Source organism: Micromonospora alfalfae (assembly GCF_022230925.1).
Classification (GTDB): domain Bacteria; phylum Actinomycetota; class Actinomycetes; order Mycobacteriales; family Micromonosporaceae; genus Micromonospora; species Micromonospora alfalfae.
Genome location: NZ_JAKKFH010000008.1, coordinates 396543 through 411582, shown reverse-complemented (window position 1 = coordinate 411582; position 15040 = coordinate 396543). Strand labels below are relative to the sequence as shown.

At 68.9% G+C, this 15040-nt stretch carries 14 protein-coding genes; 8 read left to right on the top strand and 6 right to left on the bottom strand.

The features are described 5' to 3' along the window. Nucleotides 1-88: 88 nt before the first annotated feature. The 5 genes from MED01_RS08570 to iolB all read left to right on the top strand — a co-directional run bounded on the left by MED01_RS08570 (nt 89) and on the right by iolB (nt 4670). Nucleotides 89-952 (top strand): carbohydrate ABC transporter permease, encoded by an 864-nt coding sequence (locus tag MED01_RS08570; protein ID WP_238667967.1) that lies wholly within the window; start codon nt 89-91, stop codon nt 950-952. Beyond that, complete coding sequence (locus tag MED01_RS08565) at nt 952-1848, top strand: carbohydrate ABC transporter permease (RefSeq protein ID WP_238667966.1); 897 nt, start codon at nt 952-954, stop codon at nt 1846-1848. The genes MED01_RS08570 and MED01_RS08565 overlap by 1 nt, the downstream gene beginning before the upstream one ends. A 5-nt stretch (nt 1849-1853) precedes the next feature. Further along, nucleotides 1854-2531 carry a hypothetical protein gene (locus MED01_RS08560; RefSeq protein ID WP_238667965.1) on the top strand — a complete coding sequence of 226 codons (678 nt, stop codon included), beginning with the start codon at nt 1854-1856 and terminating at the stop codon, nt 2529-2531. Between the two features lie 84 nt (nt 2532-2615). Then, nucleotides 2616-3800, top strand: coding sequence for a glycoside hydrolase family 88 protein (locus tag MED01_RS08555; RefSeq protein WP_238667964.1), 1185 nt, complete (start codon nt 2616-2618; stop codon nt 3798-3800). Between the two features lie 45 nt (nt 3801-3845). After that, entirely contained in the window at nt 3846-4670 is an 825-nt protein-coding gene (iolB, locus tag MED01_RS08550) for a 5-deoxy-glucuronate isomerase (RefSeq protein WP_238667963.1), read from the top strand. Between the two features lie 132 nt (nt 4671-4802). Here iolB and MED01_RS08545 read toward each other — a convergent pair whose 3' ends face one another. The 4 genes from MED01_RS08545 to MED01_RS08530 all read right to left on the bottom strand — a co-directional run bounded on the left by MED01_RS08545 (nt 4803) and on the right by MED01_RS08530 (nt 9874). Beyond that, complete coding sequence (locus MED01_RS08545; protein WP_238667962.1) at nt 4803-6578, bottom strand: substrate-binding and vWA domain-containing protein; 1776 nt, start codon at nt 6576-6578, stop codon at nt 4803-4805. Between the two features lie 84 nt (nt 6579-6662). Next, the gene (locus tag MED01_RS08540; protein ID WP_238667961.1) at nt 6663-7910 is read right to left on the bottom strand and encodes a serine/threonine-protein kinase; all 1248 of its coding nucleotides are present in this window, start codon (nt 7908-7910) and stop codon (nt 6663-6665) included. A gap of 257 nt (nt 7911-8167) precedes the next feature. Then, nucleotides 8168-8746: a hypothetical protein gene (locus MED01_RS08535; protein WP_238667960.1), complete on the bottom strand. Its 579-nt coding sequence runs from the start codon at nt 8744-8746 to the stop codon at nt 8168-8170. Nucleotides 8747-8764: 18 nt separating this feature from the next. After that, on the bottom strand, nt 8765-9874 hold the full coding sequence (locus tag MED01_RS08530) for a zinc-dependent alcohol dehydrogenase (RefSeq protein ID WP_238667959.1): 1110 nt from the start codon (nt 9872-9874) through the stop codon (nt 8765-8767). Nucleotides 9875-10378: 504 nt separating this feature from the next. On the opposite strand from MED01_RS08530, the gene MED01_RS08525 reads away from it, so the two are divergent. Then, a complete protein-coding gene (locus MED01_RS08525) occupies nt 10379-11194 on the top strand; it encodes a SigB/SigF/SigG family RNA polymerase sigma factor (protein ID WP_238667958.1) in 816 nt (271 codons plus the stop codon). Nucleotides 11195-11321: 127 nt separating this feature from the next. On the opposite strand, the gene MED01_RS08520 is transcribed toward MED01_RS08525, so the two are convergent. Both MED01_RS08520 and MED01_RS08515 read right to left on the bottom strand, forming a co-directional pair. Then, entirely contained in the window at nt 11322-12071 is a 750-nt protein-coding gene (locus MED01_RS08520) for a GAF and ANTAR domain-containing protein (protein ID WP_238667957.1), read from the bottom strand. A 228-nt stretch (nt 12072-12299) separates the two neighbouring features. Further along, complete coding sequence (locus MED01_RS08515) at nt 12300-13520, bottom strand: PP2C family protein-serine/threonine phosphatase (protein ID WP_238667956.1); 1221 nt, start codon at nt 13518-13520, stop codon at nt 12300-12302. A gap of 194 nt (nt 13521-13714) precedes the next feature. Between MED01_RS08515 and MED01_RS08510 the strand changes: the two genes are divergently transcribed. Continuing rightward, a complete protein-coding gene (locus MED01_RS08510; protein ID WP_238667955.1) occupies nt 13715-14152 on the top strand; it encodes an ATP-binding protein in 438 nt (145 codons plus the stop codon). A gap of 118 nt (nt 14153-14270) precedes the next feature. After that, the gene (locus MED01_RS08505; protein WP_238667954.1) at nt 14271-15032 is read left to right on the top strand and encodes a cyclase family protein; all 762 of its coding nucleotides are present in this window, start codon (nt 14271-14273) and stop codon (nt 15030-15032) included. The last annotated feature ends 8 nt before the right edge of the window (nt 15033-15040 follow it).

Here is a 15040-nt window from a genome sequence, read left to right as displayed (position 1 = left end):
CGCACGCCGGTCCCGCCACCATGCCGAACGCTTCCGGAGACTCCCTATGGCAACATTGCCGCGCACGAGACCCAGGAACCGGCGGCTGGTGTCGCGTAACACGGTCGCCGGCTGGTCGTTCATCCTGCCCAACTTCGTCGGCTTCGCCGTGCTCACCCTGCTACCCGTCGTCGTGCTGTTCTACGTGGCATTCACCAACTGGAACGTCTTCGGGGTGGCCGAGTGGACCGGCACCGCCAACTTCCGGCGCATGTGGAGCGACGCGAGCTTCTGGACCGCTCTGCGCAACACCGTCTACTACACCGTCTTCCACATCCCGCTGACCCTCGGGGCGTCACTCGGGCTGGCGCTGCTGCTCAACCGCAAACTGCGCGGCGTACGGTTTTTCCGCACCGTCGCCTTCTTCCCCTACATCACCTCGATCGTGGCGATCGCGATCGTCTGGAACCAGCTGTTCAGCCCGGAGTACGGCCCGATCAACGCTCTCCTCGGTGCCGTCGGGGTGGACAACGCCCCGGGCTGGACCACGTCGTCGACCTGGTCGATGCCGGCGGTCATCATCGTCGGCACCTGGCGGTACATGGGTTACTACATGCTGCTGTTCCTGGCCGGCCTGCAGACCATCCCGGCCCAGCTCTACGAGGCGGCCGAGACCGACGGCGCCTCACCGTGGCAGCGGTTCGTGCACGTGACCCTCCCCGGGTTACGCCACACCACCTTCTTCGTCACAGTGCTGCTCACCATCGAAAGCTTCAAGGTCTTCGACCTCATCCTCGTGATGACCGGCGGCGGACCGGGCCAGTCGACACTCGTGCTCTCGCAGTACATCTACCAGAAGGGCTTCGAGGAGAACCAGTTCGGCTACGCCTCGGCGGTCTCCATCGTCCTGTTCGCCATCTGCTTCAGCATCACGGTCATTCAGTTCATGGTCAACAAGCGGAGGAACAGCTGATGACCGCTACCGACCTCTCCCTGCCCACCCCGGCCGTCGCCGCGCCCGGCAACCGCAACGCGCCCCGCCGATCGGTCCAGTCCCGGGGCTGGCGGCTCGTCGGGTACGCCGCCCTCGTGCTCGCGGCGGCCGGGCTGCTACTGCCGTTCTACTGGATGGTGGTGGCGTCGTTGAAGACCAACAGCGACGTCTTCACCATCCCGATCACCTGGCTCCCCGATCGCGTGGTGTGGCGAAACTACCTCGACATCTGGCAGCGCTCGGACATGACGACCTGGTTGGGAAACACGCTGCTGCTGTCGGTGGTAGTCAGCCTCCTACAGGTGGTGACCGGCAGTTTCGCCGCCTACGGCTTCGCCCGGGTGCGCTTTCCCGGCCGCAACGCGCTCTTCCTGGCGTACGTCGGGACGATCGCGGTGCCCTGGCAGTCGTACATGATTCCGCAGTTCATCCTCATGTCGAAGTTGCAGTTGTCGAACACGCTGTGGTCGATCGTCGCGCTACAGGCGTTCGGCGCGTTCGGCGTGTTCCTGATGAAGCAGTTCTACGAGACGATCCCCGAGGAGCTGAGCGAGTCGGCGCGGGTGGACGGGCTCAGCGAGTTCGGCATCTACCGACGGATCATGCTGCCGCTGTCCCGACCGGCGCTGGCCAGCCTGGCCCTGCTGACGTTCGTGACCACCTGGAACGACTACCTCGGCCCGCTGATCTACCTGCGCAGTCCGGAGCTGCGCACCATCCAACTGGGGCTCAACACCTTCATCTCCCAGTACAACGCCGAGTACGCGCTGATCATGACGGGCTCCGTGCTGTCCGTGCTGCCCGTCGCTGTCATCTTCCTGCTCGGCCAGCGCTACTTCATCGAGGGCATCGCCACGACCGGACTGAAGGGTTGAGGCCCATGCGTTCGCGCCACAACACCATTGCCGCCGTCTTCGACGGGTTCTATGTCGCGCTCGTCAGCAACCTGCTGCTGGTGCTCGGTTGCCTGCCACTGGTGACGCTCGCGTTCACCACCGAGGCGGCGCGCTCCTGGCCGCTGTACGCGCTGACCGCCCCGCTCTGCGCGCCGGGGCTCTGTGCGGTCTTCGCGGTCATGTCCGCCTATTCGGCCGGCGACACCGGCGGCGTGCTGCGCACCTTCGGCCGCGCCTGGCGAGCCACCGCCCGGCCGGCGATGCTCTGGACGGCGGCAGCCATGGCTGCCCTGGTGGTGCTCGCCGTCGACGCGCGCGCCGCGTGGGGCCACCGGGTCGGGGCACTCGCCCTTCCGGTGCTGGCGACCCTCATCGTCCTCACCGTCGCTACCACGTTGCTGGGGCTGGTGACCGTCGCCGAGCGACCCACCGCGCGGTTGCGTGAGGTGGCCCGCGCCTGCCTGTATCTGGCGGTGCGCCGGTGGTACCTCAGCGCCGTGTCTCTCCTCGTCCTCGTGCTGCTCGCACAGATCCTGGCGGCCCGCCCCGCGATCGCGCTCGGCCTCGCCGCCGCGCCACTGCTCTACGTCGTGTGGGCCAACAGCCGCTTCACCCTGCGCGCCGCCCTCGACCCACCGACGCCCGCACCGCAGAGCGCCTGAGCACCACGTTCCGGCCAACGAGCCTGGACGCCGATGAGACACCTGCCCGGCACCGGACCGGACCCACGAGGGAGAACAGCATCCATGACGGCGACCGACGTCCGTCCCAGCTCCGACGCAGAGGCCACGGCGGCCGCGGTGGCCGCCGCGATACTTACCGTCGACGCGAACATCGCCACCTTCGGCGACCGGTACCCCGCGGACACCACCGACGCCAACCGCTACCCGCTGCGGCCACCGAGCGGAGGCCAGCCCGAGGGCGCCAACGTCGGCTGGACCACCAGCTTCTGGCCCGGCATGCTCTGGCTGGCACACGACCTGACCGGCGACGAACGCCACCTGCGGGCCGCGCTCTCCCACGTGGACAGCTTCGCGGCCCGGATGACCCACGGCATCGACCTGGACACCCACGACCTCGGGTTCCTCTACACGCTCGCCTGCGTCACCCCGGCCCGCCGTACCGGTGACGCGCAGGCCCGAGACGCGGCCCTCGCCGCCGCCGACCACCTGATGACGCGCGTCCTCGAACCCGCCGGAATCATTCAGGCCTGGGGCGATCTGAACGACCCACGCCAACGCGGGCGCACGATCATCGACAGCCTCATGAACACGCCGCTGCTCTTCTGGGCCAGCCAGACCACCGGTGACGACCGCTACGCCGCCGCGGCCCGCCGGCACACCGCTCAGTTGCGCCAGCACATCCTTCGTCCGGACGGCACCACCTTCCACACCTTCTACTGGGACGCGGACAGCGGTGCGCCGCTACGCGGCGAAACCGAACAGGGCCACTCCGACCACTCCTGCTGGGCGCGCGGGCAGGCATGGGGCATCTACGGGTTCAGCCTCAACCACCGGCACATCGGCGACCCGGCGCTGCTCGCCGCCGCGAGGACCTGCGCCGACCGCTTCCTCGCCCACCTGCCCGACGACCACGTCGCGTACTGGGATCTGGAGTTCGGTGACGGCAGCGGTCAGGAGCGGGACAGCTCGGCCGCGGCCATCGCCGCCTGCGGCCTGGTCGAACTGGCAGACGGCCTTACCGACACGGCCAGCGCCGACCGGTACCGGAAGGCCGCCGCCGAGATCCTGGGCTCGCTCATCGGCCACTACTCCACCGAAGGTCAGCAGGTCTCGAACGCGCTGATCCTGCACGGCGTCTACGACAAGCCCAAGGGCATCGGCGTCGACGAGGGAACCCTCTGGGGCGACTACTTCTACCTGGAAGCCCTCACCCGGGCCACCGTCGCGGGCTGGACCAGCCCCTGGTGACGACCCTGCACCGACCCGCTCCACCCCGCATCCCGAAAGGTGACCATGGACTACCGCTACCACTGCGCCATTCCCGCCCTCGACGGCCGGAACACGCTGCCCTTCAATCCCTGCCGGCTGCTGGACTTCACACTGCTGCGGCTGTCGGCCGGCGAGTCGTGGACCGGCGAGTCCGGTGACCGGGAGATCCTGGCCGTCGTCCTCGGTGGCACGGCCAGCTTCACCGTCGCCGGCCACCATTTCCCGCAGGTCGGCCAACGACCGGACGTCTTCTCCGGCAAGCCGCACTCGGTCTACATCCCGGCCGGCTCCCCGGTGACCGTCGAGGCGGTCACCGCCGTGGAGATAGCCCTACCCAGCGCGCCCAGCGAACTGGCCACAGACCCCTACGTCATCGCACCGGAGCAGGTAGCGACCGGCCGCTGGGGGGCGGCCAACTTCGGCCGTACCTACCACCAGATCCTCACCGAGATCTCCCAGCCGGAGCTGCCCGCCCGCCGGCTCATCGTCGGCGAGACCTACACGCCCTCGGGCAACTGGAGCACCTACCCGCCACACCGGCACAAGGTCGACGACCTGCCCGCCGAGGCCGCACACGAGGAGATGTACTACTACCGCGTCAACCCGGCGAACGGGTTCGGCATCAGCCGGGTCTACACCGACGACGGGTACGAGGAGAACGTCACCATCCGTGACCATGTGATGCAGATGATGCCCGAGGGATACCACACAGTGGTCAGCGCACCCGGCTACACCACCTATTTCCTGTGGTTCCTGGCCGGCACGCAACGTACCCAGGGCGCTCGCGAGGACGTCGACCTCGCCTGGGTGGGCCAGACCGTACCGACCCTGCGGGGCCTGGGCCTGTAGCGAGGTCGGTGAGACCCATCGCCAAGTCGTCGTCCGGGGCCTTGACGTGGCTCGACGAGAGCAGCAGGGCGCTCGCCACCCACCCGCCTGGTCGGGCGGCGGCGCGACGCCGAGCTGACGCCAGGGAGAGTGTCAGAAGCTGCTGACCAGCTTCACGAACGCCTCGTCGATCTTGGCGGGATCGGTGGCGTCGAAGGCCTTGCCCGACGACGCCTTGGCGATCCGGTCCAGGGTGGCGAAGTCCGACTCCCTGTCGAAGGCGATGCAGAACACCTTCACCGGACGCTGCGGGTCCAGGGCAACCTCGGCGAGCAACCGGGCCAGGTCGTTGTCCCGGCTGTACTCGTTCTTGCCGTCGGTCAGCACCACTATCGCGTTGATCCGCTCCGGGTCGTACCGGTCGAGTAGTTCTCGATGTGCGGCCCGGACCGTCGCGTAGAGCGCGGTACCGCCCTCGACCGGCAATCCGGCGATCTTGCTGTTGATCCGCTTCTGGTCGAACCCGCCGAGCGGGACCTCCTCCCGATAGGGGCTCTTCGGCCGCTGCTGCGTCTCCGAGGAGAACGACCAGAGCCCCACCCGGTCTTCGGTGTTGAGCAGCGCGAGGCCCTTGCCCGCCGCCGCCGAGGCCACCTGGAAACGGGTACGGGTGCCGACCTTCGCCAGCATGGACCCGGAGGTGTCCAGGGCGATCAGGATGTTGGCCTTCTTGCGGAGCGTGCGCCAGCCGTCCAGCATCGCGCCGACCACCTCCGGGTCCGGCGGTTCGAAGTAGCTCAGCCCACCGCTGGGTTCGGCGCCGACGCTGGCGAGCAACTCCGCCGAGGCGCGGCGCTCATGGTCCCGGAAGCCGAGGCGGGCAAACCTCTCCTGCTGGGTGTCCTCGGTCAGGAACTTCTGGAAGTCGGTTGCCGCCGCGCGTTGCCGCTCGTCGGCGGACGGCAGCACGACGAACGGGTGGTCCAGGTTGAACGTGCCCTCCTTCGGATGTACGGCGACCAGCGGGACGTTCGGCCGGCGGCCCCGCTCCTGCCCTTCCTGCCGAGGGCTCAGCGCACCCGTGTTGTAGAGGTCCACGAGCTCCTCCTGCAGGACGATGGCACTCATGTCGTCGGTGCTGCCCGCCCCGCCGGCCAGGTCCGCCTCGGCGAGGCTGCGCAGCAGGTCCACCGAGTCGTCGCTGTAGTGCGACACGTTGGCCTCGATCCGGCGGACGAACTGGGTGACCGCCGGGTCGGCCAGGTCGGACCGGGTCAGGTCGCTGGCCCGTTGCACCGCCGCGTAGTAGGTGGCGATGGTCGCCGCCAACCCGGAAGTGGACAGGTTCGGGTTGTCCTTGCCGAACGTGAAGCGGCCCCACTCCGGCTTGCCGAAGTCCGCCCACCCGTCCCGCCCGGACAGGCCCAGGATCTCTCCCCAGCCCAGCGACCCGCGCTTGCGGAGCAGCTCGGCCTTGGGCTGCGGCATCGCGATCACCAGCGGGCTGTTGGCGATCGACGGGTAGCGGTCCGGAGTCTGCAACTCCCGGCCGGCGGCCTCGTCGAGCAGCCGGAGCTGGCCGGTCCACAGGCTCGACGTCGGCAGCCAGACCTGTGGTTGCGGCAGACCGGTGTGCGTCCAGCCGCTGGCCAGCGCCTCGGTTGCCTTGCCCGAGTTCAACGCGCTGACGTGCACCCGGGCGCAGCCGCCGCCCTCGATCGACCGGTCGCCGCGGTTGTACGCCTCGGCCAGGTCGACCAGCAGCGCCGCCTTCTCCGTCGAGGAGTTGACCTGGAGGATGACGGCGCAGTCGTTGCCCGCTTCGCGCTGTCGGACGAACACGAACGCCCCGGCGATGACCAGCAGCCCGGCGGTGACGGCGGCGGTGTACGGCAACCACTGCCGGGCACGCGTAGCGGGTGGGGCCATCGGGACGTCCTCCTCGGCGGGCGGCTGGTGGCAGTCAACCTATCGATGCGGCGCCAGTCGGCGAGCCCGACCCCGGCGCACCGGTCACCCGTGCTCGGACCGGCTCCCGAGGGCCGTCGCGACCAGCAACCGAACCAGGTAGACCACGACGAAGGCGGCCCCACCGACAGCGGCGGACGGACCGAGCGCGCTCGACGCGACGTAGCCGGCGGCGGCGCCGACCGAACCGAGGAAGAGCGCTGTCGAGATGCCCCAGGCGTCGACGGCCTCACGACGCAGCCGCCGCAACGCGCCGCCGCCTCCCGTACCGACGCCGGGCTCGGACACCGGCAGGTGCGCCGGCTGGGTCGGCCGGGCCTGGGTCGGCACCTGCGGCTGCGTCCCGCCCGGTTGGGGCGCCGTCGGCGTGACCTGGGGGAGCGGATGGTCCGGTGTGGGCGCGCCAGCGGTCTCGTTGCCGACCTCCAGCAGGCTCTCCCGACGTAGCGGCTCGGTGACCCTGCCGTCCTGCCGAAGCAGCCGCACCAACACGCGCTCGGCCGCCGGCCGGTCCGCCGGATCCTTGGCCAGGCACTCCCGGATCAGCTCGTCCAGGACGGGGGGCATCGCCGGCAGGTCAGGCGGATCGTGCAGCACCCGGTGCATCACGGCGAAGAGTGAATCGGTGCCGAAGGGCGGCCGACCACCGGCGGCGAAGGCGATCGTGGCCGCCCAGGCGAAGACGTCACAGGGTGGACCGATCGCGTCGTCGCGGAACCGCTCCGGCGCCATGTACGCGGTGGTCCCCATGACCCGGCTGGACGCCGTCTCGGTGTTGCCCAACGCCCGGGCGATACCGAAGTCGATCACCCGAGGACCGTCCTCGCCCAACACCACGTTGTCCGGCTTCAGATCGCAGTGCACCACCCCGGCACTGTGGATCGCCGCGAGCGCCGTGACAGTCCCGACCGCGAGCCGGTGCAGGGCGTTACCGGTCACCGGACCACGCTCGCGGACGTGCCGGTGCAGGGTCAGGCCCTCGATGAACTCACTGACCACGTAGGGCCGCTCGCCGTCCACCTCCGCGAAGAGCACCTGCGCGGTGCAGAACGGAGCGACCCGCCGGGCGGCGGCGATCTCCTTCACGAACTGCGACCGCGCCCGTGGATCACTCAGATCGACGTTGACCATCTTGACAGCGACCCGGTCACCGGAGTCGTCCTCACCGAGATAGACGACCCCCTGCCCACCCGCGCCCAACCGCCCGACCAGGCGATACGGGCCGGCGGTGACCGGGTCGTGCGTCCACAGTTTCGCCAACCCTGGCACCGGCGGGCCGGCCAGCTCCGACATCCCGACTCCATCAGTGTCGTTCCCGGCCACTGGCGGCGCAGGACACAGCCATCGTGCCATGTCGGCCGTCGGCGACCGAGGACGTTCCACCATGGTTTGAGGCCGACGAAACCCTTTCGCAGGGGACGTGAGACCCGCGTCGTCGCCGGTGCGGCTCGGCGGCCCAGCCCCGCTGGGCGTGTACCCGCCTGCGCTGTCACCACACAGGAGTCGATGCCCCACCCGACCTCGACCCGGCTCTGCCCGAAGCAGCCGACCTAGTCCTGCGTGCTGCGGCCGGCGACCCGGCGGAGGGCCAGGTAGGCGACCCCCGCGGCCAGCACCCAGGGTGCGGCGACGAGGACCGGGTCGAGCGGGTGGTGTAAGCGGTCGACCCGCTTGCCGCCCAGCCGTGACGGGAGCCCGTGGTGGGTGAATTCGCTCAGGACGCCGGTCTCGGTGATCGGGTTGTCAGGATGGCGGGTCAGGAACGAAGCGAAGGTGCTCTCGACCGCGTCCACCCGGTCGGCGGCGAGCAGGAGCAGCCAGTGGGCGGCACGTCCCTCGCTGTACCTGCGGTAGGAGTACCGGCGGATCATCCCGGACAGGCCCTTGGGTGGGCACGAGGTACCGAAGACCGGGGTGAGGAACTTGTGCTCGATTGACCTCTCCCTCGGCCACTTCTCCGGCTGCCGCTCGGGGAACTCCCAGTGTGCACCGTTGAGGGTCGGGTCGAACCGCTCCTGCGGCACCGAAGGCCGGTCCTTCGGGTCGAGGTCGACACCCCAGCCGGGGATTCGGGCACGCAGCTCGTCGCTGGACTCAGCCAGTTTCGGCTTGTCTGCTGTGTAGGCCATGTCGGGCTCCCGATCGGGTCAGGCGGGGTTCGGAACGATCAGCGGCTTGATGCAGCCGTCGAGCTTCGCGGAGAAGATGTGGTAGGCCTCGGCGATGTGCTCCAGCGGAATCCGGTGGGTCACGATGTCGCTGGGCTTGAGGTAGCCGTTGCGGATGTGCTCGAACAGGCGCGGCCACTGCCGCTTCACCGGGCACTGGTTCATCCGCAGGGTCAGGCCCTTGTTCAGCGCGTCACCGAACTTGACCGCGCTGAACATCGGCCCGTACGCGCCCATCACCGATACGTTGCCGCCCTTGCGTACCGAGTCGATCGCCCAGTTGAGGGCGACCGGGGAGCCACCCTGCAACTTCAGCTTCGCGGCAGTGACGTGCTGGAGGAGGTTGCCGTCCGCCTCCGCGCCGACGGCGTCGATGGCCACGTCGGCGCCCAGGTGGTCGGTGATCTTTTTCAGGTGTACGACGATGTCGTCGTACACCCCGAAGTTGTAGGTCTCGGCGTGGGCGAACGCCGCCGCCTTCTCCAGCCGGTAGTCGAGGTGGTCGATGACGATGACCCGACCGGCGCCCATCAGCCAGGCCGACTTCGCGGCGTACAGGCCGACGGGTCCGGCACCGAAGACCACGACCACGTCACCCTCGACGATGTCACCGAGCTGGGCGCCGAAATAACCGGTGGCGAGCGCGTCGGTGAGCAGGACGGCGTCGTCGTCGTCCATCCACTCGGGGATCTGACGTGGGCCGATGTCGGCGAACGGCACCCGGACGTACTCGGCCTGACCGCCGTCGTAGCCGCCGCAGGTGTGTGAGTAACCGTAGATGCCGCCGACGGCTGTGGCGTTGGGGTTGACGTTGTGGCAGTTGCTGAACAGCCCCCGGGCGCAGAAGAAGCACGACCCGCAGTAGACGTTGAAGGGAACCATGACCCGGTCACCCGGCTGGACGTTTCGCACCGACGGACCGACCTCGTCGACCACACCGACGAACTCGTGACCGAAGGTCATCCCGACCCGGGTGTCGGGCATCATTCCGTGATAAAGGTGCAGGTCGGACCCACAGATCGCCGCACGGGTCACTTTGATGATCGCGTCGTTGGGATGCTCGATGGCGGGACGGTCCTTCTCCTCCACCCGCAGACGGTACGGACCGCGGTAGACCATTGCTCGCATTGACTGCCTCCCGGAGCAGAGGGCTAGCGGATGGGCCGCTCCGGATCCCGTCCGAAGCGCCGCGAAACTGGTACCCCTGTCTTTTGTCGACAAACCGGGAGCTGGGTTGAGCGGTGACTCAGTCTGCCGCTGCCGGAGCGACACCCACCGCAGCCTGCGTGCCGGTGCCGCTGCCTCTCGTCCGCTCCTTGCGGCCGGCTCGGGCCGGTGCGGCTGCTGACGAGTGGCAGAACCTCGCCGACCGTTCTAGGCTCATCTCTGGGTCAAGCCACGTGCCCGACACGATCCCGAGTCTCGGGAGGTCCGCACGTGACCGACGAGCCAGCAACCGCAACGGCCGTGAAGGCCACCTGATGTCCATCGATACAGGTTTGCGAACGGCTGGCGACCCGCCCGGTCTGAGCACGACGCGGCCTCCCCACGCGGGGGTCGCGACGACGCCCACACCGGACAGCGGAGGAACCGATGACCATCACTTCGACAGGTCGGCCCGCACCGACGAACAACCTGGCTGATCGCAGCACCACGCCTGAGTCGCCGGCCAGCCACCTCCTCGCCGTGATGGTCGCGCTGCCGGCTGGCCATCCGTCCAGGCCCGCTGCCCGGGCCCGGGCCATCGAGGCCTGGCTGCCGCTGGCCCATCACCTTGCCCGGCGGTACAACGGCCGCGGCGAGCCGAACGAGGACCTGACCCAGACGGCGGCACTGGGGCTGATCAACGCGATCGACAGGTTCGACCCGTCGCGTGGGATCGAATTCGTCAGCTACGCGGTCCCCACGATCGTGGGGGAGATCAAGCGCCACTTCCGTGACCGCACCTGGGACGTCCGTGTTCCCCGGCGGCTGCAGGAGCGGCGGATGGCCATCGGTGAGGCCAACAACAGCCTCACCCAGCTGCTCGGTCGCTCGCCGACCGTCGCCGACATCGCCCGACATCTGGACCTCACGGAGGAGGAGATCCTCGAAGGGCTGGAAGGTGCCCGCGCCTACAACGCGGTCTCACTGTCCACCCCGTTCGGCGATGGCACCACTTCCAGGGAGTTGGGCGACACGCTCGGCGGCGAAGACAACGAACTCGCCCTCGCCGAGCTGAGGGTGGCTCTCGTGTCGGCGCTCGCGTGTCTTGACGACCGGGAGCGGAGGGTCATCGCACTGCGCTTTCACGCCAACTTGACGCAGCAGGGCATCGCCGAGCAGGTCGGGGTGTCACAGATGCACGTCTCCCGGCTGCTTGCCCGCGCGCTGGCCAAGCTGAGGGTGCAGCTCACTGCCATCGCTTGAGGGGCAGGCCGGTGCCCCTGCGGCGGTCGGTGGATCCGGCCGCCGCAGGGTCGACGGTCCCGTGGCCGTACCGGCATCGGCAGGGCGGCGCCGATCTGTGTGCGATCTCGGCAGCTGGTCCAGCGCCCTAGGTTGCGGGTTTTTCGTGATGTCCGGTGAAGGTCGCGGCCTCGATGAGCGATCTGCCGGTCTCGGCCGCCTTCACCCGCAGGATCAGGTAGGCCTCCTCGGCCGTGCTGCGCCGCCGGTGCATGATTATGCCGAGGGCCTGCTGGATAACGGCACGCACGGCGAAGGCCTCGACGAGCCCGCTGACGAGTTCCTCGGTGCCCGGGTCCGACGACGGTGGGTCCGAGGCTCGGGCGTGGGTGCGCTCCGGGTCGTACACCGTCGAGACTCGGGCGATCAGCGGTGCCATCGCGTCGGGATCATGACCGTAGAGGTTGAGCGCGGCGACGGACACGCCGGCACCGGCGAACAGCGGGATCGACAGCGATGCTCGCAGACCCAGGTTCAGCGCCGCCTCGCGGAACCCGGCCCAGGCCATGGTCGCCGCGATGTCCGGCACGGCGATGGGCACACCGGCGTCGAGCGTGTCCAGGCACGGCCCGGTCTGGTCGGCGTACTGGGCAAGGTCGACAGCGAGTGCGATCTCGCTGCTCATGGCGACCGTTGTTGGCGCGTCGTCGCACGTCCGGGTGACCGACGCATAGCTAGCCGGGGCGACGAGGTCAGCGGTCAGCTGCACGATCCGTTGCAACAGTTCATCGGTCAACGACGCGTCGCTCGGGGTCTCGGCGAGACTGACCAGAGCCTCCGCGAGCGAGCCGCGTACTTCCCGTCGGGATCCAGGCGGTGAATACGGTGGCGTCGCCATCAAGAAATCTCCTTCGGTGGTCGTTGGTCCAGTGCCCCGAGGAGGTCAATTTACGCATCATCGGAGCAGCCAGCTGAGCCCAGTGATCCGCAGGAGTCGCCGGACGGTGCCGTTCGCGCCCAGCACAGCCAGCTGGCACCCGTGGGCGTCGACCCGGTAGGCGTCGACCTCTCCGACAACGGTTGCCAGCGGTTCTCGTAGTAGATCCGGATCAGCGGCCCGATTGGCCTAATCCGATGGTGGTTGGCGGCCGATGACCAGTAGGGCGATGTCGTCGTTGGGGTGCTCCTCCGCGGTGGTGGCCATGATGTGGTCGCACAACGCCTCGGCTGGCCCCGACCGCACGGCGTCGGCGAGGCGCTCGATGCCGGTGTCGATCAGCTCGCTGCGGCGTTCAACCAGTCCGTCGGTGTAGAAGACGAGCGCCGCGCCCGGCGGTAGGTCCAGAACGGTGGTGCGGCGATTGGTTGATGGTCGGCCCACACCGAGTGGCCGGTCCACCGTCAGGTTGACGGGCTGGGTGGGATGGCCGGGGACAGCCAGCAGCGGTGGTAGATGGCCTGCGGAGGAGAGGTGCACCCTCGTGCGGTCGGGGGTGATCAGGGCGTAGACGGCGGTGGTGAGGGTGCCCGCTTCGAAGTGGTGGATCTTGCGGTCGAGGGAGGTCAGCGCCACAGCGGGATCGACGGAATCGAGAGCGTAGGCGCGTAGCGCGCTGCGGATGCGTCCCATGACGACGGCGGATGGCAGCCCGTGGCCCGAGACATCACCGATGACGGCACCGAGCCAGCCCGAGGGCAACGTGAACACGTCGTACCAGTCGCCGCCGATGCCCAGGTCGTGGCCGGGCACGTACCGGGCGGCCATGTCCAGGCCGGAGATGTCGGGTAGCCGGCCGGGTAGCAGGCTGTGTTGCAGGGCCAGCGCTGCCTGCCGGTCGAGGGCCTGTGCTCGGGCCTGACCTGCGAGGCTGGCGCGATCGGCTACGAGCTGCAACAGCTTCACGTCTTCGGGGCCGAATCGCCGCAGGGCCAGGGAGCCGACGTGCAGCACGCCGACGAGGTTGCCGTTGGCGAGCATGGGCACGCCCAGTAGGGCACGTATGCCCGTGACGAGAAGGACGGGGTTGACCACGTCGTCGGGCGTCACGTTATCGATCGTGACCGGCGCGCGTGTCGCTGCCACTCGTCCGGCGAACCCACGTCCGACCCGGATGCGGAACCCGCGGCGTACCTCCTCCTCCAGGCCCTTGGCCGCTGTCGCGACAAGCTCGCCGGTGTGGTCGTCCAGCAGCAGGATGGTGGCGGTATCGACCTTGAGTAGGTCCCGGACCCGTTCAAGCAGCTCGTCGAGCAACTCGGCGATGTTCAGCCCCGACAGGGCGGCATCGGTGATCGCCTCGATACGTCGCAGCCGTTCCTCGTTCGTCACCACCTCGGCATCGGCCACCCAGGCAGCCTAGACGCCGGCACGCCGCCGACGTCACATCAGGCGCGAGATCAACGGTGTCGTGCCTCCGACGTGATGTACCTTCCCCTGTCACATTGCTGCAATGGTCGCCTGGTGAACCCGTTCCGGGAAGCTACCCATCCCCATGCCACCGGCAAGGTCACCGGCTCCACGTCCGACAGGGAGGGGAACCGATGGTGAACCCACCGCTCGACCACCATGCCCCCACCGCCAGGAGGCCCCTGCTCTCGACGTCGTTCACCCTCGCCGACCTCAATCGCGTCCGACACGAGGTCGAGGCACTCAGTCGCGGGTGCGGCCTCGACCCCGACGAGGTGCAGAACTGGATCATCGCCGTCAACGAACTGATGATCAACGTGATTCGGCACGGGGGCGGCGGAGGTGGCCTGCGCCTGCTCCTGGACGGTCAGCTCACCTGTGAGGTCACCGACCAGGGTCGGGGCTTCAACACCGCTCGCTACTTCCCGTGCGCCGAGCGACCGCCCCTGTCCGACACCGGCGGAATGGGCCTGTGGGTGGTCGGGCAGATGGCCGACTACCTCCTCGTCGACAGCGGATCCGCGGGTACCGCCATCCGCATCGCGGCACGCACCGGCGGTACTTCCGGATAGCAGCCGCCGGCACGGCCCCGGATTGACCGGGATGGGGCGGCACGCCGTGGATGACAGGGCGCCAAATGGCACCGATCGGTGCTCCATCGTGGAACATGAGCGGGTGTACCGTCGCCGCATGACGGTGCTGCAGGAGTTTGTCGCCGCTCTTTCCAACGGCCGGATCCAGGTTGTCGACCTCACCGCTCCGCTCTCCGACCAGACCCCGATCCTGGGTCTGCCCGAGCAGTTCGGCCAGACCTGGCCGTTTCAGCTCAGCGAGATCAGCCGGTACGACGACAGAGGTCCGGCCTGGTACTGGAACAACTTCTCCACAGGCGAGCACACCGGCACCCACTTCGACGCCCCGGTGCACTGGGTCACCGGTCAACAGGGCGTGGACGTGTCACAGGTCCCGGTGAGCCAGTTGATCGCCCCGGCGGTGGTGATCGACCACGCCGCCGACGCCGCCGACAATCCTGACTTCCTGCTCGAGGTCGAGCACGTCAAGGCATGGGAGGCGGAACATGGCGCCCTGCCCAGCGGTGGCTGGCTGCTCTACCGCACCGGCTGGGACGCGTACGGCGACGACCCGCAGCGGTACGCCAACGCCGGCCGTACCCCGGGCATCTCCGTGGAGTGCGCCCGCTGGCTGGCCGAGGAGTCGCCGATCCAGGGCGTCGGGGTGGAGACGGTCGGGACCGACGCGGGTGCAGCGCACTCGTTCGACCCGCCGTTCCCGTGCCACTCGTTCCTGCTCGGCCAGGACAAGTACGGCCTGACCCAGCTCCGTAACCTCGCGCAGTTGCCGGCGACCGGCGCGGTGGTGATCGCCGGGCCGCTGCCGATCGTCTCCGGGTCGGGCAGCCCGTGCCGGGTCCTCGCGCTTGTCGAACGGTAGGCCGACAA